General features: G+C 70.0%; 22 protein-coding genes. 8 read left to right on the forward strand and 14 right to left on the reverse strand.

Translation table 11 applies throughout. From position 1 onward, the window contains the following. Window positions 1-43 precede the first annotated feature (43 nt). Window positions 44-1,582 (reverse strand): PucR family transcriptional regulator, encoded by a 1,539-nt coding sequence (locus F9C11_RS39210; RefSeq protein WP_409182382.1) that lies wholly within the window; start codon window positions 1,580-1,582, stop codon window positions 44-46. A 49-nt stretch (window positions 1,583-1,631) separates the two neighbouring features. Between F9C11_RS39210 and F9C11_RS39215 the strand changes: the two genes are divergently transcribed. The 3 genes from F9C11_RS39215 to F9C11_RS39225 are packed head-to-tail and all read left to right on the forward strand — an operon-like array spanning window position 1,632 to window position 4,938. Next, window positions 1,632-2,039: an MmcQ/YjbR family DNA-binding protein gene (locus tag F9C11_RS39215; RefSeq protein ID WP_409182383.1), complete on the forward strand. Its 408-nt coding sequence runs from the start codon at window positions 1,632-1,634 to the stop codon at window positions 2,037-2,039. A gap of 53 nt (window positions 2,040-2,092) precedes the next feature. Beyond that, entirely contained in the window at window positions 2,093-2,707 is a 615-nt protein-coding gene (locus tag F9C11_RS39220; protein WP_409182384.1) for a glyoxalase, read from the forward strand. A 53-nt stretch (window positions 2,708-2,760) separates the two neighbouring features. Continuing rightward, a complete protein-coding gene (locus F9C11_RS39225) occupies window positions 2,761-4,938 on the forward strand; it encodes a molybdopterin-dependent oxidoreductase (protein ID WP_409182385.1) in 2,178 nt (725 codons plus the stop codon). Here F9C11_RS39225 and F9C11_RS39230 read toward each other — a convergent pair. Further along, window positions 4,877-5,479 carry a TetR/AcrR family transcriptional regulator gene (locus F9C11_RS39230; protein ID WP_409182386.1) on the reverse strand — a complete coding sequence of 201 codons (603 nt, stop codon included), beginning with the start codon at window positions 5,477-5,479 and terminating at the stop codon, window positions 4,877-4,879. The genes F9C11_RS39225 and F9C11_RS39230 overlap by 62 nt on opposite strands. A gap of 72 nt (window positions 5,480-5,551) precedes the next feature. Here F9C11_RS39230 and F9C11_RS39235 point away from each other — a divergent pair, with 72 nt between their 5' ends. Together F9C11_RS39235 and F9C11_RS39240 are read left to right on the forward strand one after the other, a co-directional pair. Next, the gene (locus F9C11_RS39235; protein ID WP_409182387.1) at window positions 5,552-6,433 is read left to right on the forward strand and encodes an alpha/beta fold hydrolase; all 882 of its coding nucleotides are present in this window, start codon (window positions 5,552-5,554) and stop codon (window positions 6,431-6,433) included. Between the two features lie 55 nt (window positions 6,434-6,488). After that, window positions 6,489-7,094, forward strand: a complete 606-nt coding sequence (locus F9C11_RS39240) for a TIGR03086 family metal-binding protein (RefSeq protein ID WP_409182388.1) — start codon at window positions 6,489-6,491, stop codon at window positions 7,092-7,094. A gap of 17 nt (window positions 7,095-7,111) precedes the next feature. Here the strand turns inward: F9C11_RS39240 and F9C11_RS39245 are convergent, their stop codons facing one another. The 8 genes from F9C11_RS39245 to F9C11_RS39280 are packed head-to-tail and all read right to left on the reverse strand — an operon-like array spanning window position 7,112 to window position 16,842. Continuing rightward, on the reverse strand, window positions 7,112-8,368 hold the full coding sequence (locus F9C11_RS39245; protein WP_409182389.1) for an aspartate aminotransferase family protein: 1,257 nt from the start codon (window positions 8,366-8,368) through the stop codon (window positions 7,112-7,114). Between the two features lie 35 nt (window positions 8,369-8,403). Further along, on the reverse strand, window positions 8,404-9,519 hold the full coding sequence (locus F9C11_RS39250; protein ID WP_409182390.1) for a Zn-dependent alcohol dehydrogenase: 1,116 nt from the start codon (window positions 9,517-9,519) through the stop codon (window positions 8,404-8,406). An 18-nt stretch (window positions 9,520-9,537) separates the two neighbouring features. After that, entirely contained in the window at window positions 9,538-10,893 is a 1,356-nt protein-coding gene (locus F9C11_RS39255) for an NAD-dependent succinate-semialdehyde dehydrogenase (protein WP_409182391.1), read from the reverse strand. Further along, window positions 10,890-11,594 (reverse strand): transporter, encoded by a 705-nt coding sequence (locus tag F9C11_RS39260; protein WP_409182392.1) that lies wholly within the window; start codon window positions 11,592-11,594, stop codon window positions 10,890-10,892. Before F9C11_RS39260 ends, F9C11_RS39255 begins: the two co-directional genes overlap by 4 nt. After that, window positions 11,591-12,985, reverse strand: a complete 1,395-nt coding sequence (locus tag F9C11_RS39265) for a flavin monoamine oxidase family protein (protein WP_409182393.1) — start codon at window positions 12,983-12,985, stop codon at window positions 11,591-11,593. Before F9C11_RS39265 ends, F9C11_RS39260 begins: the two co-directional genes overlap by 4 nt. Before the next feature lie 55 nt (window positions 12,986-13,040). After that, a complete protein-coding gene (locus F9C11_RS39270) occupies window positions 13,041-14,387 on the reverse strand; it encodes an NAD(P)/FAD-dependent oxidoreductase (RefSeq protein ID WP_409182394.1) in 1,347 nt (448 codons plus the stop codon). A 15-nt stretch (window positions 14,388-14,402) separates the two neighbouring features. Next, on the reverse strand, window positions 14,403-15,326 hold the full coding sequence (locus F9C11_RS39275) for an alpha/beta fold hydrolase (RefSeq protein ID WP_409182395.1): 924 nt from the start codon (window positions 15,324-15,326) through the stop codon (window positions 14,403-14,405). Beyond that, window positions 15,319-16,842: a flavin-containing monooxygenase gene (locus tag F9C11_RS39280; RefSeq protein ID WP_409182396.1), complete on the reverse strand. Its 1,524-nt coding sequence runs from the start codon at window positions 16,840-16,842 to the stop codon at window positions 15,319-15,321. Before F9C11_RS39280 ends, F9C11_RS39275 begins: the two co-directional genes overlap by 8 nt. A 164-nt stretch (window positions 16,843-17,006) precedes the next feature. Here F9C11_RS39280 and F9C11_RS39285 point away from each other — a divergent pair, with 164 nt between their 5' ends. Then, the gene (locus F9C11_RS39285) at window positions 17,007-18,242 is read left to right on the forward strand and encodes a helix-turn-helix domain-containing protein (protein ID WP_409182397.1); all 1,236 of its coding nucleotides are present in this window, start codon (window positions 17,007-17,009) and stop codon (window positions 18,240-18,242) included. Window positions 18,243-18,244: 2 nt separating this feature from the next. Here the strand turns inward: F9C11_RS39285 and F9C11_RS39290 are convergent, their stop codons facing one another. The 3 genes from F9C11_RS39290 to rlmN form a co-directional block, all read right to left on the reverse strand. Beyond that, window positions 18,245-19,420 (reverse strand): MFS transporter, encoded by a 1,176-nt coding sequence (locus tag F9C11_RS39290; protein ID WP_409182398.1) that lies wholly within the window; start codon window positions 19,418-19,420, stop codon window positions 18,245-18,247. 285 nt (window positions 19,421-19,705) lie between these two features. After that, window positions 19,706-19,984, reverse strand: a complete 279-nt coding sequence (locus F9C11_RS39295) for a hypothetical protein (RefSeq protein WP_409182399.1) — start codon at window positions 19,982-19,984, stop codon at window positions 19,706-19,708. 28 nt (window positions 19,985-20,012) lie between these two features. Then, a complete protein-coding gene (gene rlmN, locus F9C11_RS39300) occupies window positions 20,013-21,119 on the reverse strand; it encodes a 23S rRNA (adenine(2503)-C(2))-methyltransferase RlmN (RefSeq protein WP_409182400.1) in 1,107 nt (368 codons plus the stop codon). A gap of 391 nt (window positions 21,120-21,510) precedes the next feature. On the opposite strand from rlmN, the gene F9C11_RS39305 reads away from it, so the two are divergent. Together F9C11_RS39305 and F9C11_RS39310 are read left to right on the forward strand one after the other, a co-directional pair. Then, window positions 21,511-22,083 carry a papain-like cysteine protease family protein gene (locus tag F9C11_RS39305; RefSeq protein WP_409182401.1) on the forward strand — a complete coding sequence of 191 codons (573 nt, stop codon included), beginning with the start codon at window positions 21,511-21,513 and terminating at the stop codon, window positions 22,081-22,083. Between the two features lie 3 nt (window positions 22,084-22,086). Continuing rightward, window positions 22,087-22,854, forward strand: coding sequence for a hypothetical protein (locus F9C11_RS39310; protein ID WP_409182402.1), 768 nt, complete (start codon window positions 22,087-22,089; stop codon window positions 22,852-22,854). A 75-nt stretch (window positions 22,855-22,929) separates the two neighbouring features. Here the strand turns inward: F9C11_RS39310 and F9C11_RS39315 are convergent, their stop codons facing one another. Continuing rightward, window positions 22,930-23,832, reverse strand: coding sequence for a LysR family transcriptional regulator (locus F9C11_RS39315; protein ID WP_409182403.1), 903 nt, complete (start codon window positions 23,830-23,832; stop codon window positions 22,930-22,932). Window positions 23,833-23,889 lie beyond the last annotated feature (57 nt).

Consider the following 23,889-nt stretch of genomic DNA (forward strand, 5'->3'; position numbering starts at 1 on the left):
GTCGAGTTCGGCCAATCGGCGCAGGCCGGTTTGTCCGGATCGGTCAATCCTGCGGATCGGCGACGGCCAGTTCGATGATCATCGCCAGCCGTTTCGCGGGCAGATCGAGCCGCAGCGGCGTCACGTCGGCCATCTTGCGCAGCCGGTAGCGGATGGTGTTGGGGTGCACGCCGAGCCGTTCGGCGGCTTCGGTGAGGTCGCCCTGGGTCTCCAGCCACGCGCGCAGGGTCGCGACGTAACTGGTCGAGTTGGCCTCGTCGTGCCGGGCCAGGTCGGCGATCGGACCGCGTGCCGGGGCCCGGCCCGCTGCCGCCGCGGCGCGCAGGCGGAGGATCAGGATGTCGTCCCAGGACTCGTCGTACGCGACGGTCGCGCCGGGTTCCGGGCGGACGTCGTGCAGCGCGAGGCATTCGTCGGATTCCCGCCTGCTGGCGGGCAATTCCGCGGTGGACGCGGGTGCGCCGATCCCCGCCGCGACGGTGACCTGCGCGGGCAACGCGTCCCGGATCCCGTCGATCCACGCGCGAGCGGTCTCGACGTCCTCGCCGGGCAGGACGGTGTAGACGGTGTTGCTGAACAACGTGCTCCGGCCCGGCCGCGACCAGCCGAACCCGGTGGTCGCGCGCTCGAACGCGAGCAGCAGCGCGGCATGCCGTTCGTCGGCGATGTGCGCCTGGAGCGCGACCACGCGGAACCGGCCGGGCGGCAAGCCGAGCCTGCTCAGCACGGCGGCGGCGTCCGGAGTGCCTTCCAGCAGCCGGATCACCAGGTCCGATTCGACCTGCCGTTCGAGGTCAGCGCTCGCCCGCGACCGCAGCAAATGCAGCCCGACCGTGCGGGAGCTGTCGTGCAGGACGGTGCGCCGGACGTCGGACAGCGGCTCCTCGCACTCCACCCAGATCGACCCGAGCGTCTCGCGCCCGGCCCGGACCGCGACGACCATGCGCCCGGTGAGCCCGTGCTCGGGATCGGGCTCGACGAACAACGGCTCGTCCGACCCGGCGAGATGCGCGAACACTCCGCGGCGCTCGAACAGCTCGCGCACCTGGTCCGGCACTCGCCGCCCGAGGATCGTCTCCAGCCGCACGCGGTCCGCGCCCTGCTGACGGCTGGAGTACGCGAGCACTCGCGACAGCTGGTCCTCGATGGTGACCGCGCTGCCGAGTGCGTCGGCGAGGCTGTCGGCCAGCGCGAACAGATCGGTCGGACCGCGGCCGGATTCCGTCTCGCGGCCTTCGAGCACCAGGCCGTAGACCACGCCCGCGAGCTGTCCCCACGACACTTCCGGGTCCACGAGCAGCACCGCGACCCGGCCGTCTTCCGCCTTGGCCACCGCCTCCGGCCCCGGCACCGTCGCTCCGCGCACCAACACGACCGACGCCCGCGCTTCGGCAGCCCGTTCGACGGCTTCGAGCACCGAATCGACGCCGACCGCGAGGTAGACGTCGCCGCGCAACCCGCGCGGGTCGGCGGGATCGTCCATCACCACGTCCCGCAGCGCCACCTCGCGCGCGACGGGACAGCAGCACAACCGCGCGCCGTACCCACCGAGGACGTTGACGAGCCGATCCAGCGTGACCATGCCCTGTTCATACCTGACGCGCTGCGGTTCGAGCCGTATCGTGCAGGTCATGCGGGCGCGGGTCGAGGACGTGCACGAGCTGGCGCTGGGGATGCCCCACGTCACGGTGGTGCGCGGCTCCCGAGGAAACCCCGTCTACCAGGTCGGCGGCAAGTCGTTCGTGTTCTTCCGGACGCCGCGGCCGGACGCGTTCGATCCGGAGACCGGGGAAAAATACCCGGACGTGATCGTGTTCTGGGTACCGTCCGAATCGGACAAGCAGGCGCTGGTCCAGGACCCGGACAGCCCGTTTTTCACCACCCCGCATTTCGACGGCCACCCGTCGGTGCTGATCCGCGCCGCCCATCTCGGCTCCTTGACCCGGCAGGAGCTGGCCGAGGTCGTCGAGGACGCTTGGCTGTCCCGGGCGTCCCCGCGCCGGCGCGAGGCGTGGCTGGCTGGGCGCCCGGCTCGATAAGCGATCAGGAATCAAGAAGCGTCGGGGCTGGTGCCGGACTTAGCGTTCACGGCATGACTTCCTTCGACTTCGTCACCCTCGACGTTCCCGATGTCGCCGCCGCCGAGCGCTTCTACACCGCCGCGTTCGACCTCGGCGACCGGCTCCGCTTCCGGCAGGCCGCCGCGCCGAGCACCGGGTTCCGCGGATTCACCTTGTCGCTCACCGTTTCCCAGCCCGCCAACGCCGTCGCTTACCTCGACGCCGCCCTCGCCGCGGGGGCCACTTCGCTGAAGCCGGCCGCCAAGTCGCTGTGGGGTTTCGGCGGCGTGGTGCAGGCTCCGGACGGCGCGATCTGGAAGGTCGCGACCTCCACGAAGAAGGACTCCGGCCCGGGCGTCCGGGAGTACGACCAGATGGTGCTGCTGCTGGGCGCTTCGGATGTCGCGGCGACCAAGCAGTTCTACGTCTCGCACGGGCTCGCGGTCGGCAAGAGCTACGGGCGCAAGTATGTGGAATTCGAGACGAGCCCGATCAAGCTGGCGCTTTACGGCCGGAAGGCACTGGCCAAGGACGCCGGGGTGCCGGTAGAGGGTTCGGGCGCGCATCTGCTGACCATCGGCGGGGACGCCGGGCGGATCACGGACCCGGACGGATTCGTGTGGGAGACTTCGGTACTGGCTTCGTGAGTGGCTATGCCGGTTAGAACCGGCACGCGCACTCACGAGCAAGGAGGTGCGCGATGGCGACCGAAGTGCCGACGTTCTGCCCGCTGTGCGTGTCGAGGTGCGGGGCCACCGCGACGGTCGAGGACGGGCGGCTGCTCGCGCTCCGCCCGCTGCCCGGCCATCCGACCGGTGCCGCGATCTGCGTCAAAGGCAAGGCCGCGCCGGAGATCGTCGCGCATCCGGACCGGCTGCTGCATCCCCTTCGCCGCACCGCCCCGAAAGGCGCGGCCGACCCGGGGTGGGAGCGCATCGGCTGGGACGAGGCGCTGGCGACCGTGGCGTCCCGGCTGACCGCGATCGCCGAGGAATCCGGCCCGGAAGCGGTGGTGTTCGGCAGTTCCTCGCCCTCCACGTCGGCGATGTCGGACACCGTCGAATGGCTGACCCGGTTGCGGCGCGCCTTCGGGAGTCCCAACTTCGTCAGCTACCTGGAACTCTGCGGCTGGGGCCGGCGCTTGGCCACGCTCTACACCTGGGGCGAGCCGGTGCCCGGCGCGTACCTGCCGGATCTCGACCACGCGCAGTGCGTCCTCTACTGGGGCTACAACCCGTCGGTCTCGCGGCTCGCGCACGCCACCGCGACCACCGCCGCGCTGCGCCGCGGGGCCAAGCTCGTCGTGGTCGATCCGCGGCGCGCCGGGCTGGCCAGCAAGGCCGACCAATGGCTGCGTGTGCGTCCCGGAACGGACGCGGCGCTGGCGTTGTCGCTCACGCACGTGATGATCGACAACGGTTGGTACGACAAGGAATTCGTCGAACGGTGGACCAACGCGGGGCAGCCGGTCGGTACCTCGAGCCGGGTATGGGACCTCATTGCCGAGGAATGCGCGAAGTATCCGCCCGAGGTCGCCCAAGAAATCACCGGCGTGCCCGCGGAGCAGATCGTCGCCACAGCCCGGCTGTTGCGGGAACAACGTCCGGTCGCGTTCTACACCTGGAGCGGACTGGAGCAGCACAGCAACTCGACCCAGACCGTACGCGCCATCGGCCAGCTCTACGCGCTCACCGGATGCATCGACGCGCCCGGCGGGAACGTGCTGTTCACCCCCGTGCCGACCAACCCGATCGACGGCCGGGAACTGCTGTCGCCCGAGCAGCGAGCCAAGGCCATCGGGGTGCAGGACCGTCCGCTCGGCCCGGCGAGGTTCGAGTTCGTCACCGGCGAGGATTTCTACCGCGCGGCTCTGGAGGGCGCGCCTTACCGGGCCCGCGCGCTGGTCAACTTCGGCGGCAACCTGGTCATGGCACACGGCGACAGCGCACGAGGCCGAGACGCTCTCCGCGCGCTGGATTTCTTTGTCCACACCGATTTGTTCCTCAACCCGACCGCGGAACAGGCAGACCTCGTGCTGCCCGCGACCAGCGCGTGGGAAGCCGAAGCGCTGCGGATCGGGTTCGAGACGAGCCAGGCCGCGCAGTCGACTGTCCAATTGCGACAGCCGCTGGTGGCGGCGCGCGGCGAGGCAAGGCCGGATCTGCGGATCGTCTTCGACCTCGCCGTCGCGCTCGGTCTCGGCGATCAGTTCTTCCACGGAGACATCGAGGCGGCCTGGCGATATCAGCTCGAACCCAGCGGTCTCACGCTAGACCGGCTGCGCGCCGCCCCGGAGGGAATCCGGCTGCCGCTGGAAACAGTCCACCGCAAGTACGAGCAACGCGGCTTCCGCACCCCGTCCGGCCTCGTCGAGTTGTACTCAGAAGCGTTCCTGGAACACGGATATCCGCCGCTGCCGACCTTCACCGAGCCGTCGATCAGCCCGGTTTCCCGCCCGGATCTGGCGACGCGGTACCCGTTGATCCTCACCTGCGCGAAGTCGTTGTTCTTCTGCGAAACCCAGCATCGGGAAATCACCAGCCTGCGCAAATCCGCGCCCGAGCCGACCGTCGAAGTCCATCCCGAAACCGCTGCCGCCCGCGGGATCGGCGCCGGGGATTGGGTACGGCTGGAGACGCCGTTGGGGAGCGTCCGCGCGAAGGCGAAGTTCAACGGCAACCTGCGCCCGAATGTCGTCTGCGGCCAGCACGGCTGGTGGCAGCCCGCGGGGGAACTCGGCCAGCCCGGCTATCCGCCGTTCGGCGAAGGCAGCGCAAACCTCAACCTCGTGCTGAGCCAAGGCCCGAGCGATCCGATCAGCGGCAGCTCTCCGTTGCGGGCTTCGCTCTGTGAGATCGCGAAAGCGCCTCCAGACTGATCTCGACTATCGCGCGGAGCTGCTTCGGACTCGTCCCAGCCCGGCTCATCACAGCCAGCGACTGGTTCACCGCCGCGAGGTGCACCGCGAAATCGTCGGCGTGCGGCAGTTTCGCGGCCCGCAACGCGGTCCGCAACCGAGCGTGCTGCAGGCCCAGCGCTTCGGCAGCACGCGCCGCGATCTCCGGGCTCAGCACCGGGATGGCCATCGCGGTCTGGGCGACGAGACATCCGTCCGGCACGTCTGGATCGGCGATGCGGCCGAGGGTGACTTCGAAGAACTCCCGCACCGCCCGCACCGGATCCTCGGCCGCGTTCGACAGGGCCTGGTCGTACTTGTCTCCGTAACGCGCGGCGTAGCGGTCCAGGCAGCGCAGGTACAGCGCGTCTTTGTCACCGAGCGAGGAGTAGATCGAACTGCGGTTCAACCCGGTCGCCTTGGACAGGTCGTCCAGCGAGGTATCCGCGTACCCCGCCCGCCAGAACTGGACCATCGCCGCGTCGAGCACGACGTCCATCTCGAACTGCTTCTTCCCGGCCATTCCGCACCTCCGTCGTGGTGTCCATGCTAACCATCTTGAACTGATCGGTTCAAGATGGGTTACGCTCGAGACATGAACCCGATCCCCGAACTGCCGCTGCCCGACCTGCCCGGATTCGCCCACCGCTGGGTCGACGGGATCCATGCCGTGGAAGGCGGCCGGACGGACGGTCCCGCGCTCGTCCTGCTCGCCGGATTCCCGCAGACCTGGTGGGCCTGGCGCAAAGCGATGCCCGGCCTCGCCGAGCGCTTCCGCGTGGTCGCGATCGACCTGCCCGGACAGGGCCACTCCGAGCGCCCGCACGACAGCTACGACACGCACACCGTCGCTTCGCGCGTCCAGGCCGCGGTGACCGCGCTCGGCGTGCCGAAGTACTGGCTCGCCGCCCACGACATCGGCGCGTGGGTCGCCTTCTCGCTGGCGCTGAAACACGAAGACCGCCTGCACGGAGTCGCCCTGCTGGACGCGGGCATCCCCGGAATCACCCTCCCCGAGTCCATCCCCACGGACCCCGAGCGAGCCTGGAAGACCTGGCACTTCGCGTTCCACCTCGTGGCCGGCCTTCCCGAAACCCTGCTCGCCGGCCGCGAACGCGAGTACGTCGACTGGTTCCTGAACGCCAAATCCCTGACCCCGTTCGACAGCACCGAAACCGACCACTACGCCGCCGCGCTCGCCGCCGAGGGCGGTCTCCGGGCGTCCCTCGCCTACTACCGGGAGGCCGCGGAATCAGCACGCCAGAACCGGGCCGCGCTAGAACGACAGCATTTGACCGTCCCCGTCCTCGGAATCTCCAGCTCCCACGGCTCGATCCCCGACATGGCCGCGTCCCTCCGTCCGTGGGCGGACAACACGACCGGAGTCGTCCTCCCGAACGCCGGACACTTCATCCCGGACGAGCAACCGGACGCGGTCGTGGCCGCCTTGACCGAATTCGTCGCAGCCGCCGGGTAACGCCACGTCGGATTTGCGCCAGCGAGAGCGTCCTGGCGGTTCCAGACTGGCGAGCATGAGCGATGTCCTCGGCCGGTTCCTCGCCGCCAGCACCGAATTCGACCAGCGGCTGTCGTCCGTCCGCCCGGAACAGTGGGCGGCTCCGACGCCCTGCGCGGAATGGAACGTGCGCCAGCTCGTGAACCATCTGGTGCGCGGCAACCTCAACTACGTCGACCTCCTGGCCGGCGGCACCCGCGAGGAGTTCCTGCGCATGCGCGACGTGGACGCCCTGGGCGACGACCCGCTCACCGCGTATCCCGCGTCGGTGCGGCTGGTCGCCGTCGCCTTCGGCCGTCCCGGTGCGCTGGACGAGGTGCTCGACTACCCGCTCGGCAAGGTCACCGGCCGCCAGGCGCTGGCCGTGCGGGCCGCGGATTCGACCATCCACGCCTGGGATCTCGCGCGGGCTTTGGGCGGCAACGACCGTCTCGACCCGGCCCTGGTCACGTGGATCAGCGAGGATCTCGAAACGATCTATGCCGGGCTGGCGGAGTCTCCGGTCGCCGCCGAGACGACGCACCGGTTCTTCGCCGCTCCGGGGACGCCGAGCGAGTCAGCGTCCGGGCAGGACCGGTTGCTGCGGTTGCTGGGCCGCGACCCCGGCTGGCAGCCGAGCTGACCAGCGGATCCCGCGGCTCACGCCCGCCGCAACACCTTCTCCAGCGCCTCCGCCGTCGCCTCCAGGTCCGCCGCGGTGTGGGCCGTGCTCAGGAAAACCTTGCCGGACGGCATGAACAGGAACTTCTCCCGCAGCATCCCTTCCAGGAGCACCGTCCAGAGCCCTCCCGTCCCGTGGAGCCCGGTCGCCCCGCCCGCGGGGACATACTGGAGAAGCGAGCCGACCCGGTTGAAGCCGCCGCTGCCCGGAACCGCAGCGAGCGCGCCGCCGACAAGGGTTTCGAAGGCGGCCGACGTCCGCTCAAGCGCCTCGTAGACTTCCGGATCGGCCAAGACGCGCATCGTCGCCTCGACGGCGGCCAGCGCGACCGGATTGGCGTTGAAGGTCCCGGCGTGGGTGACGCCCGCCGTCACCTGGTCGATCAGGTCCGCCCGGCCGACGACGGCGCTCTGGGTGAATCCTCCGGCCATCGCCTTCCCGTACACGGAAAGGTCGGGAAGCACGCCGTACTTCTCCGCCGCGCCGCCGCGCGCGATCCGGAACCCGGCGATCACCTCGTCGAAGATCAGGACGACGCCGCGGCGGTCGCAGAGAGTTCGCAGGGCGGACAGGAACTCCGGGGCCGGCGCCTCGACCCCGGCGTTGCTCATCACCGGATCGACGAGCACCGCGGCGAGGTCGCGTTCGGCGGCCTCGTTCAGGAGACGTTCGGCCAGAGCCACGTCGTTGAAGCGCCCCACCACCAGGTCGTCCAGCACGCTGGGCGACTGTCCTTCGCCGCCCGGCCGCGCCGGCCGGTCACTGTCCTCTTCGGACATTCCGGCGTACACGGTGTCGTGCCAGCCGTGGTAGCTCTTGGCGAACTTGAGGACGCGGCGGCGGCCGGTCGCGGCTCGGGCCAGGCGCAGGGCGACCTGCACCGCTTCGGTTCCGGTGTTGCTCCACACCAGCCGCTCGCCGTGCGGAACGGCTTCGAGGACCGCCTCCGCGGCGAGGTACTCGAGCGCGTGGCCGGTGCCGACCACCTGCATCTTCGCCGCGGTCTCGGACACGGCGGCCAGCACTCGCGGGTCGCCGTGTCCGAGCACGAGAGGGCCCCAGGCCAGCACGTAGTCGACGTACCGGTCGCCGTCCAGGTCCCAGACGTGCGCGCCCCGGGCCTCCCGCACGAAGAGCGGGTGGGGGCGCATCGCGGCCCGCAGGCCGGACCCCACGCCGCCGCCGACGCTGCGGCGGGCTCGTTCGAAGGCGGTGCGCGACGATTCCAGAGCCATGCGAGGGTCCGTGCCTTTCGGGAGAAGTCCGGGCGTCAGTACTTGATCACCGAGCGGATGCCGATGCCGCGCTCGAGTTCGCCGAACGCCTCGTTGACGTCCGCCAGGTCGATCACGCGCGTCACCAGCGAGTCGAGGTCGATGCGGTGGTGCAGATAGTGCTCGAGCAGCAGCGGGAAATCGACGTCGGGCCGGCTCGAGCCGTAGTTGGAACCGACGAGCGAAAGCTCCTGATCGGACATCACGAACGGGTCGATCGAGATCCGCACGCCGTCCGGCACCTGCCCGGCCACGACGGCTTTTCCGCCCCGCGCCAGCACTTCGTAGGCGGCCTCGATGGTGCGCGGCAATCCGATCGCCTCGATGGCGACGTCCACCCCGCGTCCGTCGGTGAGCTGCCGGACCCGGTCGGCGAGGTTGTCCCGCCCGCTGTTGACGACCTCGGTCGCACCGAAAACCCGGGCCTGCTCCAGCTTCTCGTCGGAGAGGTCCGCGGCGATGATCGTGCGCGCGCCGGACAGCCGGGCGCCCTGAATCGCGTTCAGGCCGACACCGCCGCAGCCCAGCACCAGCACGGTGTCGCTCGGCCGGACCTTCGCCGTGTTGACCGCGGCCCCGACTCCGGTCGTCACGGCGCAGCCGACCAGGGCAGCCTGTTCGAATGGGGCGTCGCGGCGCACCGCGATCGCGGCCGATTCGGGCACGAGCGTGTACTGGCCGAACGTGCCGAGGCCGGCGAAGCTGTAGACGTCCCGTCCGTCCGCCGAGACGACCCGAGTCCGGCCGTCGAACGACAGGTGGTTGGCCGAGTGCCGGCTGACCAGGTCGCAGAGAACCGGACGGCCGCTGACGCAGTAGCGGCACCGGCGGCAGGACGGGGTCCAGGACAGGACTACGTGATCGCCCTCGGCCAGGTTCGTGACTCCCTCGCCCACGCTTTCGACGATTCCGGCCCCTTCATGGCCCAGGATCATCGGCGAAGGCGTCTCCCATTCCCCGGCGACCACGTGCAGATCGCTGTGGCACACCCCGCTCGCCTTGAGCCGCACCAGCACCTCGCCGGGCGGCGGCGTGCTGGGGAGCGAAACCCGCTCGATGGTCAGCGGCGCGTCCGGCGCGGTGAAGACGGCGGCGTCGAATTCAACGGTCATCGCAGATTCCCCTCTGGTTCAGGCCCGAGCCGTGCGGATGAGCTTTTTGTTGGCGAACTCGTCGATCCCCGCCCGGCCGAGTTCCCGGCCGAAGCCGGACCGCTTGACCCCGCCGAACGGCAGTTCCGCGCCTTCGAGCCCGACGCCGTTGACGAAGACCATGCCCGCCTCGATCTGGTCGGCGACCCGCATCGCCTGCTCGGGATCCGTGGTGAACACGTAGGAACCCAGCCCGTACGGAGTGCTGTTGGCCAGCTCGACTGCTTCGGCTTCGGATTCCGCTCGATAGACCGTCGCGACCGGGCCGAACAATTCCTCGGCGGCGGACGGCGAATCCGGCGACACCCCGGTCAGGACGCCAGGAGGAAAGAACGCGCCTTCGCGGCGTCCTTCGCCGATGAGGGTCGCGCCGTCGTCGACAGCCCGCTGCACCTGTGCTTCGAGGCGCTCCGCGGCTGCTGCCGAGGACAGCGGAGCCAGCCCGCCAGCGGTGGCGAGCACCTTTTTCGTGAATATGTCAAGGAATTCGTCGTAGAGATCGGCGGCGACGATGACCCGCTTGCCCGCGTTGCAAGCCTGCCCGGCGTTCTCGAACCGGGCGTCCACCGCCGCCTGGGCGGTGGCTTCCAGGTCGGCGGAGGACAGCACGAGGAACGGGTCGGAGCCGCCCAGTTCGAGCACCGCCTTTTTGAGGTTTCGGCCCGCTTTTTCGGCGATTTCCGCACCGGCCCGCTCGGAACCGGTGAAGGACACGCCGCGCACCCTGGGGTCGGCGATGGCGTCGGCGACCTGGTCGTTGGTCGCGTAGACGGTGCCGTAGCAGCCCTCGGGACAGCCGGCGTCGGCGAAGATCCGCTGCAGGGCCGCGGACGATTCCGGGCACTGCGGCGCGGGCTTGAGCACGATGGTGTTGCCCAGCACGAGGTTCGGCGCGGCGAACCGGGCGATCTGGTAGTACGGATAGTTCCAGGGCATGATGCCCAGCAGCGGGCCGATCGGCTGGCGGCGGATGAACGCCGCGCCCTCCCCCTCGAGCAGCTCGACGGGCTCGTCGGCGAGGAACTTGTGCGCGTTCGCGGCGTAGTACGCGTAGATCGACGCGCTGAACTCGACCTCCGCGACGGCCTCGGCCACTGGCTTGCCCATCTCCCGCTGCGCGATGCGGGCGAGTTCGCCGCTGCGCTCGTCGTGCAGGGCGGCGACGGTCCGCAGCACCTCGGCCCGCTCAGCCAGAGTGGTCTGCTTCGACCAGTCGCGGTAGGCATTCGCGGCCGCCTCGAGTGCCGACTCCATCGCCGCGTCGGTCGCGGCCGGATACTCCCGCACCAGCTCGCCGGTCGCTGGATCGACCACGGCGTACGACGGCGAGTTCATGACGCCGCACCCGCTTCCTGCGCTTTCTTCGCGCCCGAGGCCACGTTGTGGTTGTGCAGCGCGCGGTAGGCGAAGAAGTAGACGAAGCCCTGGGTGCCCCACGTCGCCAGCGCGGCGGTGTAGAAGAACGTGCGGTTCGCGTCGTCGAACGAGAAGGGGAAGAAGTCGTAGGTGATCGCGATGGTGGTGGCGGCCGCGGTGACCAGTCCGGTCCAGATCGCCGGCCATTTCGCGCCGGCGGTCCAGAGCCGCTTCACGAAGTACGCCAGGAAGCCTGCCGTGGCGAGGTTGACGACGACGTAGAAGGCGGCGACCGCGAACGCACCGTGGTCGACCCAGGGGTCTTCGCCGTGGAAGTGCCGGAGGAACAGCCCGGCCGCGGTGGCGAACGCGAACACGCCGATGTCGACGGCGAGGCTCGGCTTGTAGTGCCGGGTGACCTTCATCAAGCCCATGACCAGAATGAGCGTGATGCCGACCGACCGCGAGAAGGCGTCGAAGAAATACGCGATGTCGTAAAGGATGCTGCCCTCGCTGGCACCGAGCAGCGACCAGACGAGGAAGTTGCTGCCCGAAGTCGCGACGACCATCCATTCGAGGCCGAGCAGGTAATTGCCGTAGCGGCGGATGAATTTCCAGCCGAAGAAATAGCCGCAGAAAATCATCCACACATCAGCGAGGAGGAAAAGGACGTCCTTCATCGCACCGGCACCTCCTGGAGTTCGCGCGCCGCGGCGGCCGCGACGCGCTCGGCGGCGCGCTGACCGGTCAGGACGGCGCCGTTCATGCAGCCTGCCCATTCGCCCGCCGTTTCGGTGCCCGCCCAGTGGACGCGCCCGTGCGGTTCGGTGAGGGCCGGGCCGTAAGTCGTGGTCGCGTAAGGGGCGACGGCCGGGTTCGGGCCTCCGGGAGCGAACGGTTCCGCTCCCCAGCAGTGGTCCAGGTAGTCGATGGGCGCGCTCGCCTGCGTGCCGTACAGCTGGACGAGCTGCTGGACGACCCTGCCGCGCCGGAGCTGCGGACTGAACCCGTCGAAGACCCGAGGGTCGCAGAACGTCATCAAGATGCCCGGCCCGTGGGCATCGGGCGAAACATCGAAGGTGATGAACACGGTTCCGGTGTCGGTCAGTGCCTCGCCGGAAAGTCCGTTGGCCCGCCAGAACGGCTTTTCGTAGGCGACGAACGCCTTGCTCAGCACGCCCATGCGCCAGGTTTTCGCGAGTCCCTCGGCCTGTTCGGGCAGGGCCGGGTCGAATTCGATCTCGGCGCGTTGCGGCGTCGCGACGGTGACGATCGCGTACTTCGCCTTGATTTCCGCCGAATCGGTGCGCACCGTGACGCCGTGGCCGTCTTGCGAGATCCGGCGAACCGGCGTCCCGAGCACGACCCGGTCGCCCAGCTGCTCCGCGACCCGCTTCGCGATCTCCTGGGTCGTTTCGACGTACCGCTCCTGCTGCTGGCCGCCCTCCACGTCGAGCATGTGGTCCACGCCGCCCGCCGCGCGGATGTAGCGCAACGCGTGCAGCAGCGAGACGTCTCCCGGGCTGCAGCCCCACTGCACCTTGCTGACGATGGTCATCAGGGCGCGGGTGGCCGCCAGCGCGTGCTTCCGGTCGAGCCATTCGCCGAACGAGATCGCGTCGAGTTCGCCGGCCTGGGGAGAATTCCAGGCCGCTTCGGCGTCGATGCTCGCGACCAGCTTGTTCAGCGCCTGCTGCACGCGGGCCATGTCGACCAGCGCCGCGGGCGAGACCGGGGGAATCGTGCCCTGGTAGGTGCGCCGCCGTCCGGCCATCCACAGCACGTTGCGGCCTTCGGCGAACTGTCCGGTCAGGGTGCACCCGGCCCGGCTCGCGAGGTCGCGGATCGCCGTGTGCCGCCGGGAGACCCAGGTCGCGCCGAGATCGACGCGCACCCCGGCCACTTCGCCGGACAGCGACCGGCCGCCGACCCGGTCGCGGCCTTCGAGGACGAGGACGGACTGGCCGGTGCTCACGAGCCGCTCGGCGGCGCTCAGGCCGGCGAACCCGGCGCCGACGACCACGACATCGACTGAAGCGACCTGGGGGCGGGCCGCTCGGGAACTCGACATGATTTTCTCCTTTGCCCACGCGGCTTCGCGTGCGGTGAGAGGTGAGGGAATCGGTTCAGCGCACCCGGGCGGCCGCTCGAAGGGCCCGGCGCCGGCTGCCGTTGATCAGATCGGTGAAGCGGTCGAGTGCCCACACCGTGCGCAAGCCGAGCGGGCCGACCATCGCGAAGGGAGGAAATTTCGGTTTCTCCGCCCAGATGCCGTCGAGATCCTCGTGCCGAGATCCGTCCACGATCAGGTCGGCCAGGAGCGATCCGACGTACGGCGCCTGAGCCAATCCGTGTCCGTTGCACGCGATCGAGTAGTAGATGTCGTCCTCGAGCCGGCCGGCGATCGACAGCCAGGACGAGGTGATCGCGATCCAGCCGCCCCACGCCCGCGCCACGGCGACGTCGGCGAGCGAGGGGAACCGGGTCGCGAACGCACCGGCGAGTTCTTCGACCATCGCCCGGTCCGGGGCCTTCGCCGGCAACGGGTAAGTCTTGCCGCGCTCGACGCGCCGGACGCCGAACACGATCGTGCCCCGTGCGGTGAGCCGGTAGTGCTCCATGACCTGGTGCTGGGTGATGACGCCCGACCGGCTGGTCCAGCCCAGCGCGGCGAGCCGCTCCGGGGCGATCGGCTCGGTCTCCATCTCGATGAGCCACATCGGCACCGAAAGCCGCTTGGGGGTGATGTCCCATTCCCCCGAATACGCGTTCGTGGCGAGCACCGCCTTGTTCGCCCGCACAGTCCCGCCGGGCGTCGAGAGCACGACCTTGCCGCCGTGCCGCCGCACCTCGGTGACCTTGGTCCGTTCGAAAACCCGGGCCGAGGACGAGATCAGGGCGCGGCGCACTCCCCGGCTCAGCTTGCCCGGGTTCAGCATTCCGCCCACGGCCTCGCGCATGCCGCCGACGAACGCGCGGGGAATGCCGAGTTCCTCGCTCGTGCCGACGCGACCGCGTCCGCCCGCGCGCCGGAGAATCGCCGCCAGGGTCCGCGTCCGGAGCATCTGCCCGTGTCCCACGGCGGCGAACGCGAGGCCGTTGGGCTCGTAGTCGCAGTCGATGCCGTGGGTCTTGATGAGGTCTTCGGCGAAGCTCGCGGAATTCTCGGCCAGCCGCACCATTCCGGGCACCTTCTTGGGATAGAAGAGGCTCAGCAGCCGGAGGTCCCCGCCCGGAACGCTCGCGATCTGGCCGCCGTTGCGCGAACTGGAGCCGTAGCCGCAGAACTCGGCCTCCAGCAGCACGACATCCTGGCCGCGCTCGGCGAGCCGCAGCGCCGTCGCCATGCCGCCCATGCCGCCGCCGACGACCGCGACATCGCACGCGAGGTCGCCGTCGAGGCCGGGGAGAATGTCCGCGGGCGGGTCGATCCAGCCGCTGAAAGTGCTGTACTCGACGTTGTCGATCTTCATCGGGCCGCGCTCCGTTCAGGAAATCCGGGCATGGTTTCCCCCTTCGGTGACGCGCTTGGCGTGTTCCGAGACGTATTGGGTGATGGGCTCGACCAGCGCCTCGGGAATGTGGTGCCCCATGCCGGGAATGACGACGTGCTGCGCGGAGCGGATCGCCTTCACCGTCGCGGCGCCTCCGGTGGGGGCGACCAGCAGGTCCCGGTCGCCGTTGAGCACCAGGGTGGGCGCGGTGATCCGGCTCAGCTGCGCGGTCCGGTCCCCGGAGGCCTGGATCGCCTGGATCTGCCGGGCCGTGCCCTCGGCGAGGTCGCCGGCGGCACGGTCCCAGCCGCGGGCCGCGACGGCGGCCTCGGCCGCGTCGTCGATGGGGTATCCCGTTCCGGCGATGTGGCTGGTGATCCGCAGGTGGGCGCGCACCGCCGCGGTCCTGGTCCGCGCCGGCGGGGCGGCGAGCAACCGCATCGTCGACAGCGCCGGCTGGCCGACCTTCTTCGCGCCCGTGGTCGAGAAGATCGAGGTCAGGGAGAGGACCCGCGCGGGTTCGGCCGCCGCGACCGTCTGCGCGATCATCCCGCCCATGGACCGGCCGACCAGGTGCACCCGGCTGATCCCGAGGTGGTCGAGAACACCGAGCGCGTCGGAGGCCATGTCCGCCAGCGAATAGGCGTCGCCGCGGGGACGGGCGAGCAGCTGACGCCACAGCGCGGGCGGCGGGGCGGCCACGAAGGTGGACTGGCCGACGTCGCGGTTGTCCATCGTGACGACACGGAAACCCCGAGCCACCAGGGAATCGACGAACGAGACGGGCCAGAACGTGAGGTCCTCGCCCAGACCGGCGACGAGCAGGATCGCCGGGTCGGCCGGGTCGCCGTGGTCGCGGAAGCAGATCGTGATGCCGGACGGCAGCGCGGCGTACTGGTCGGGGTTCTCCTCAGACACGGGCCGACCGCCTCTCCCCGGGCGCCACCGCCGGCCGGGCGGCGCCGAACTCGAGGTGCTCGTCGGCGACCGGGCCGCGCAGCGCCTTGGCGTCCTCCGGGTAGGACATCGCCATCCGCCACGGGGCCGCCTGCCCCTGTTTGGGCAGCCGTTTCTCGGCGCGCTTGGCGTAGCCGGCCTTCAGGTCCATGACCGGCCGGTGCGGCATCCCCGGCGACGCGACCGCGACCACGCGGTCGTAGCCGCGGGCGTCCATGTGCCGGACCAGATCGATGAAGTAGCGGCACATCAGGCTCACCTTGAGCGTCCAGGACGAGGTCGTGTAGCCGATCGCCATCGCCCAGTTGGGAATCCCGCTCAGCAGCATCCCGCGGTAGGAGACCGAGTCCGCGATGTCGACCTCGCGCCCGTCGACCACGATCGGCATGCCGTCGAACAGCCGCAGGTTGAGCCCGGTCGCGGTGACGATGATGTCGGCTTCCAGCTCCTCGCCCGATTCCAGCACGATGCCGCGTTTGCTGAACCTCGCGATGGCGTCGGTGACGACGGAAGCGGTGCCGGCCTTGAGCGCGTCGAAGAAGTCTCCGTCCGGCGCCACGCACAGCCGCTGGTCCCACGGGTCGTAGGGCGGGTTGAAATGCTTGTCGACGTCGAATCCCTTGGGCAGCCGCTTGAGGTTCTCGCGCCGGATCAGCGCTCGCCCGAGCTTCGGGAACGCCCGCAGGCCTTTGACCGTCCCGTGTTCGACCCAGATGTTCTTGAACCTCGTCGCGGCGTATCCGCGCTTTTCTCCCAGCAGCTTCGTGAGAAGCGCGGCGACCCGGTCGACGCGGGGCAGCGCCATGATGTAGGTGGGCGTGCGCTGCAGCATCGTGACGTGCTGAGCGGTGCCTGCCATCGCGGGCACCAGCGTCACCGCGGTCGCGCCGCTGCCGATGACGACGACCTTTTTGCCGCGGTAGTCGAGGTTTTCGGGCCAGTGCTGCGGATGGACGATCGTCCCCGCGAAGTCTTCGCGCCCGGGGAACTCCGGGGTGAACCCCTTGTCGTACCGGTAATAGCCGGTGGCGGCGAACACCCACCTCGCCCGGATCGTCTTCGTCGTGGCCGATCCCGAGGCGGGATCCGGGACCTCCACGAGCAGCGTCCACCGCGAGTCCACTGTGGACCATTCCGCCCGGACGACCCGGTGGCGCAGCCGGATCAGCCGCCCCAGGTCGTTCTCCTCCACGGTTTCCTGGAGGTACTCCCGGATGAGCGGAGCGTCGGCGATCGCCGACTCGTGCCGCCACGGCTTGAACTCGTACCCGAAGGTGTGCAGGTCCGAATCCGAGCGGATGCCCGGGTAGCGGAAAAGATCCCAGGTGCCGCCGATGTTGTCGCGGCCCTCCAGCACGACGAGCGATTTTCCGGGCAGTTCCCGGCTGAAATAGGTCGCCGCGCCGATTCCGGAGATTCCGGCTCCGATGACGACGACGTCGAATTCCTCGACCGCGTCGGACACCTCAGCTGTCATGTCTGCCTCTCCTCGCTGAGCCGGCTGCTGATGAGGCTTCACTGTCGCCAGCCGCGACGCCGGTCACAACGACAGCGAGCACCGGCTTCGCCCGGAGCCGGTGCACGATGCACTCCCCCGGCACAGGCCGTGCCGACTCGCCGGGCGCGAGGCACACTTCGGGGATGGAAGAGCTGTGGCCCCCGCCGCCCCCCGAGGTCGCCGAGGCGATCCGGTCCGTGTGCCAGCGACTCCTGGCGGACGCGGAAGCGCTGGTCGACGCCGTCACCAGGTCCACCCGCCGGGTGCCGTACAACCCGGCGGTGCTCACCGACGCGTCGCTGGGCGAGGAGGACCGCGAACTCAACCGCTCGGATCTCGTCCAATGGCTGACCTCGAACATCCAGCGCCCGGGACAGCGGGTGGAGCCTTACCTCGGCCCGAGGATCACCGCGTACATCGGCGATCTCGCCGCCCGCGGGATCGCGCCCGACTTCGCCGAGGGGTGGCGGGCGGCGCTGGGGCTCGGCTGGCGCCGGTGGCTGGAGGAATGCACGGCGCACTGCGCGGACCGCGAGCTTCTCGTAGGCGTACTGGACGTGTCGGCGAAGTCGATGTTCCAGTACGCCCTCGACTCGGTCGCGACCCTGCGCGAGGCCAGCCTCGCCGCGGCGATGGGCAACGCGGACGCCGAGGCGATCTCCCTGATCCAGATGATCGCCAGCGGGGCGCCGATGTCCGAGGATTTCGCCGAGGGCCGCCTGCGCTACCGGATGGCGCGGTGGCACGTGGGTCTCGTGCTGTGGGTCGACGATCCCGGCCAGCAGGGCGCGCTGGACCACGCGACCGCGTCGCTGCGCTCCGCGGACGCGGACCGGAGCACGCTGGTCGCCCGGGCCAGTGCCACCTCGCGCTGGATCTGGCTGTCCGGAGCGGAGACCCCGGACCTGCACCCGGCCGAGAAGATCGTGACGACGGCCGACGACGTACGCGTCGCGGCGGGGAGGCCGGGCCGCGGGCTCGACGGATTCCGGTCCAGCCACCAGGATGCTCTCGCGGCACAGGCGCTGATCGTCCGGCTCGGCTCCGACCGGCGGTTCACGGCCTACGCCGACGTCGAGCTGATCGACGCCCTCACGAAAGACCGAGCCAGCGCCCGCCGGTTCGTCGTCCACACTCTCGGCCCGCTGGCCGAAGCCGATCCGGCGCTACGGCAGGCACTCCTCACCTACGTGCAATGCGGTTTCAACACCACGCGCGCGGCCGCGAACCTCTACGCCCACCGCAACACCGTCGAACGGCGAGTCTCGCGCGCCAACGAGCTGTCGGTCGTCAAGGTCGAGAACAACCCCACCCATGTCGCGGCCGCGCTGCTGGTGCTGGACATCGCGCCGGAAGTCATGACCGCCGGCCCCAGCTGAAGCTACGAGTTCTCCAGCTTCCGGAACCAGTGCAGTGCCGGAAGCGCCAGCAGGGTCGCCCCGGCGAGCCCTGCGAACGCGAGAGCCGGGCTGGCGACGAGGAAACCGACTGCCGTCGCCAGCACCACTCCGCCCAGATTGCCCGCCATCCAGATGAGCCCGGCGGCAGTGCTCTCCGCGTCGAGGGCGTGCCGTTCGCTCAGCGAAAGCACGATCGGCAACGCGGGCAGCAGCACGAAACCGGTCCCCAGCAACGCGAGGAAGGCCATCGGGACGCTCGGCACCAGTGCCAGGTGCAGGCAGGCCACGGCCGTGAACGCGATCCCCGCGCCCATGAGCCCGACCTCACGGCCCCGCCGGTCCGCCCACACCGGCACGACCGCGCAGCCGAGCACCCCGGCGATCATGGTGCCCGCGAGAATGAGCCCCGCGGTGGATTCCGGGATTCCGGCCGGCGCCAGCAGCGGTTGCGCGAACGTCGCGAGCGCGATGAACGTGCCCATCGGGATGGCGACGACCGCGCACAACCGGCGGACGTAGCGATTCCCGAACGCCGCGCGGAAAGCCCGCAGGCCACCACTGGGGCTGGCCTGCGCCGGTGGCACGCGCAGTGCTCCGACCACACACAGGCCGGCGTCCAGTGCGATCAGCGCGGTGATCAGCGTGAGGGTGCGAATGTGGCCCTCACCAGGCAAGAACGCGCCGAGCAGATAGCCGAGAACCATGCCGCCGAAGGTCGCCGAGGACGCGACGGCAATGCCCGTGGCACGGTCCTTCGCGGCCAGGTACCCCACGGCGAGACCCGGGATCGCGTTGAGGACGAACGGCTGGCCCGCCGCGGCGACGACCTGCCCGATGAAGGCCCAGGTGAAGTCGTCGCCGACCAGCCGCAGGAACGCTCCCGAGGCGGTCAGGACCGCCCCGAGGATCAGCGCCGGCCGGAGAAACCGGTCGAGCGCGATCCCCGCGGGAATCGCGAGAACCACGTAGATCAGCGGGAAAACCTGAGACAGCCAGCCGATATCGCTGACGGAAACGCCGAAATGCCGGGCGGCGTCCGCGGTCACCGGCGCGTAGTTCACGAAAAGCGCCTGGCTCGCGACCGCCAGCATCCCGAAGGCGAGAAAGACCGTCCACCGGCTCTTCGCCTGCTCCCGCACCCGCGGGATTTCGCGCACGACCCGGACTTTTCGGCGCGGAGCGGACAGACCGTACGAAGCGTCCCGCCTGCGGACGGAGCTTCCGATCACAACAGTGGCGACCGCGACCACGCCTGCGGCGGCAGCACCACGCACTCGTCGTTGAGGGGGCATCTGGGTGTCCTTGTCGCTCGAACGTGAGGCCCACTGTCGCCATCGCGTTCGCGCTTGGGTACGACACCCCGCACCCCGATTCGCGCCGGGTGGTGCACCCGGCACCATCCCCCCGCGGCGCGCTTCACCGCCCGCCGGTGCTCGCTACGGTCAGCGACCCAGCCACGGTGCGAGCAGCTTCTCCAGCGCGTCGTCCGACAACGCGGCCGCTCCGCCGTGGAATTCGTGCCACCGGGCGGCCTCGCGGGCCGCGTGGTAGTCGACCTCGAACGCGCGCATCAGGACGTAGGTGAAGCTTCCCGAATCGAACCGCTCGCCCAGCAGGGTGCGGGCCGTCCGGGCCACGTCCACCGCGGTCTGGCGGCCGTTGACGTCAGCCAGCTTCAGTTCCTCAGCCGCCGGATCGAGCAGGCTCGGCGCACACAACAAGACAACTACTCCACTCTGAACTGTTCGCTCAACCTTCGGCGGCGAGCTGCCCGCAGGCCGCCGCGATGTCCTGACCGCGGGTGTCCCGCACGGTGCAGGCGACCCCGCCCGCGTTGACCAGCCGCACGAACTCGCGCTCCACCGGCTTCGGCGACGCATCCCACTTGCTGCCCGGCGTCGGGTTCAACGGGATGACGTTCACGTGCACCAACTGGCCCAAGTGCTTCCGCAGCCGCTTCGCCAGCAACTCCGCCCGCCAGGGCTGATCGTTGATATCGCGGATCAATGCATACTCGATCGACACCCGCCGACCCGACGTATCCGCGTAATACCGCGCAGCCGACAACACCTCGTCCACCGACCAACGACTGTTCACCGGCACCAGCGTGTCCCGCAGCTCATCGTCCGGCGTGTGCAACGACACCGCCAACCGAACCTGCATCCGCTCGTCCGCCAGCCTCCGGATCGCCGGAGCCAAACCCACCGTCGACACCGTCACCGAACGCTGACCAATCCCCAGGCCACCCGGCGCGGGATCAGTGATCCGGCGCACCGCCGCCACCACCCGCTTGTAGTTCGCCAGCGGTTCGCCCATGCCCATGAAGACGATGTTCGACAGCCGCCCCGGGCCGCCGGGCATCGAACCGTCTCGCATGACCGCGGCGGCGTCGCGGACCTGGTCCACGATTTCCGCGGTCGAGAGGTTGCGGTCGAGGCCGCCCTGGCCGGTCGCGCAGAACGGGCACGCCATTCCGCAGCCGGCCTGGCTGGAGATGCACAGCGTCGCGCGGTCCGGGTAGCGCATGAGCACGCTTTCCAGCAGCGTCCCGTCGTGCGCGCGCCACAGGGTCTTGCGGGTCGCGCCGCCGTCCGCGGCCAGTGCGCGGACCTCGGTGAGCAGCGGCGGCATCAGGTCCGCCACGAGCTTCTCGCGCGAGGCGGCCGGGATGTCGGTCATCTCCGCCGGGTCGACGGTGAGCCGCGAGAAGTAGTGGTTCGACAACTGCTTGGCGCGGAACGCCTTCTCCCCCAGCGCGACGACGGCCTCGGCTCGCTCGGCCACCGTGAGGTCGGCGAGATGGCGCGGCGGCAGGCCGCGCTTGGGCGCGTCGAAAACAAGAGGGAGGGCAGTCATGACCGATCAAGTGTCTCATACCCCCGAAACCGGCTCTCCTCCCCCTCGCGCGCGGCGGGCGGACCGGGGCAGCGGCCCGACCTGGCGCGATCCGGCCGCCGGGTCGCCGGATCGGCCGCCGACGAACGACGGGCGCGGTTCAACGGAAAAACACCCTACGAAAGCCGGATTGCCGAATGCTTTCCGGAATGAATTGCCTTATAGTCGACGCCGGGCGCGCACATAATCGACCGGCGTAGAAATATCGCCGCCGCGGGAACAGCAGCGGAATACCGCCGTTCGTCGGTAGTCTCCGCAAACTTCGCGCGCGTAGCGTTCCGGGCGCATCGCTCCCCTTCCCCACCGGTCCGGGAATTCCCCGGCCCGGCCGGGCTTCCCCATTGGAGGACCCGTGAAAGTGCCTTCTTCGATTCTGCGCGCGATAGCGGCGGTCGCCGCCGCCGCGACGGCCGCGCTCGCCGTTCCCGCCGCCGCGGACGCGGGAGAAACGAACATCTCGATGCAGGCCCAGCAGAAAGACCAGTGGTGCTGGGACGCCAGCGGCAACACCATCGCCGCGTTCTGGGGCTATTCCCTGACCCAGACCCGGTTCTGCCAGATCGCGCACAACGAATCCGGCAGCGACTGCGCCAACCGGCAGGGCTATCTCAGCGACCAGCAAAGAGTTTTCCGCTACCTCGGCTTCCGCAACGCCGGCAACTACAATTCCAACGGATACCGGCTCTCGTTCTCCGGCATCAAGAACCAGATCGACGCCGGGCAGCCCATCGGCACCCGGATCGGCTGGACGTCGGGCGGCGGCCACATGCACGTCCTCTACGGCTACGACGACTCCGACGGCAACATCGTCGAATACGGCGACCCGTGGCCGTCGAACAACCGCTACAACTCCATGAACTACAGCTACTACGTCTCCAACAACCAATTCGCCTGGACCCACACCGTCTACGGAATGGTGGGCTGACTCATGCTGCGAACCATCCTCCGCACCGCCGTCGCATCGGGAGCCATCGCCGCCGCGGTGTTCGCCGCGAACCCGGCGTCCGCCGCCGAATCGCCGACCGGACCGTCCCCGTCGGACACCGCGGCGATCTCCGGCCTGCTCGCCAGCCCGGACACCGCCGCCCGTCTCGCGCACACGAAGTTCCCCGGCGCAGCGCCGGCAGCTGCGCACGCCACCCGCGCCGCCGCCGACGCCACCACGCAGATCCCGGTCTACGAACCGACCGCGGCCTTCATCGCCGGCGAATCGGACGTCCCCGCCGCACTCGCCTACGTCGCTTCCCCCGCCCACCTCGCCGACGGCCGCGCCGCGACCGTGTGGGCGCAGCCCAGCAAGGCCGGGTGGCAGGTCGTCAACGTCGCCTCGGGCAACGACGAACAGGTCCACGCGGCGGCCGCGCACGGCGGCTACCTGCTGCACGAACCGCAGGTCAACGCGTGGTACTCCGTCACCGGCAACACCGTGACCGTCCTCGACGGCGCGGTCTCCGGCGTCCCGGCGGGCACCCGGGTGACCCTGGCTGCTTACCGGGCCGAACTGCAGAAACGCTACGGCGACAAGCTGCCCGGCTCGACCTACGACAAGACCGGCGCGGGCGGCGGCTACGCCGTCAACGCCCCGAACACCGACGGGGACGGAAGCCCGGCCATCGCGCTCTCCATCGGCGGAGCGGCCGCGGCAGCCGCGGGCGGCGCGTTCCTCCTGCGCCGCCGTTCCCAGCACAGCGAGTGATTCCTCCCGGCAGGGGCGTCCCCCAGCGCCCCTGCCGGGCTCTCCCCGCCGGAGCCGGCGAAGAGCAGAACTCCCTTAAGCCTGTTCCACCATCGCCGGAAGCTCGACCGGTTGCCGCAGCGCGTCGAGCACCGCGTTCACCGCCGCCCGCCGCGGCGAACCTCGCCGGGTGACCGCGACGATCGTGCGCGTCACCGGCGTCGCCAGCGCCCTCGTCGCGACCCGATACCGCGGATCCACCGCCAGCCCGGGCAGCAACGCGATCGACAGCCCGGCCTCGACGTGCTGCAACGTCATCAGGTAGTTGCTGAACCGGCACACCACGCGCGGCTCGAACCCCGATTCCCGGCAGAGCCGCAGCGTCAGATTCGCCATGTACGACGGGGGAATGTCGAGCGCCCACGGTTCGCCCGCGTAGTCCGCGAGCACCGCCGGTCCGGGCGGCTCCGGCCGGTCGAGCGCGGTGACCAGCACGATCGGATCGGTCGCCAGCCGGATGATCTCGAGATCGGGGCCCAGCGGCAGGTCGGCGAAATCGGTCGTGGTGATGACGACGTCGCTGTCGCCCGCCCGCAGCGCGGGGACGCTTTCGTGCGGTTCCCGTTCCGCCAGTTCGGTTTCCAGCCGCGGATAAGTCCGCGCGAGCCGGGTCGCGGCGGGCACGGCGAACGTGTGGATCGCGCTCTGGAACGCGCCGATCCGCACCAGCCCGGCCGGTTCGTCGCCGCGCAGTTCGGCCTCGACCGCGTCGAGATGGTCGAGGATCGCGCGCGCCTGCCGGGCCAGCTTCTCCCCGGCGGGAGTCAACCGGACGCGGCGGCCGGTGCGTTCCAGCAGCCGGGTGCGGGTTTCGGTCTCCAGCAGCGCGAGCTGATGCGACACCGTCGAAGCGCTGAGATTCACGTCCTGCGCCACCGCGCGAACTGTGCCCAGCACGGCGAGCCGGCTCAACAGCCGCAGCCGCCACGGGTTCAACATGCCGCCATCGTTGTTCGATTCCATCGCACAAGCAAGCAGAAACCGTGAGATGGACGC

Source organism: Amycolatopsis sp. VS8301801F10 (assembly GCF_046195355.1).
Lineage (GTDB): Bacteria > Actinomycetota > Actinomycetes > Mycobacteriales > Pseudonocardiaceae > Amycolatopsis.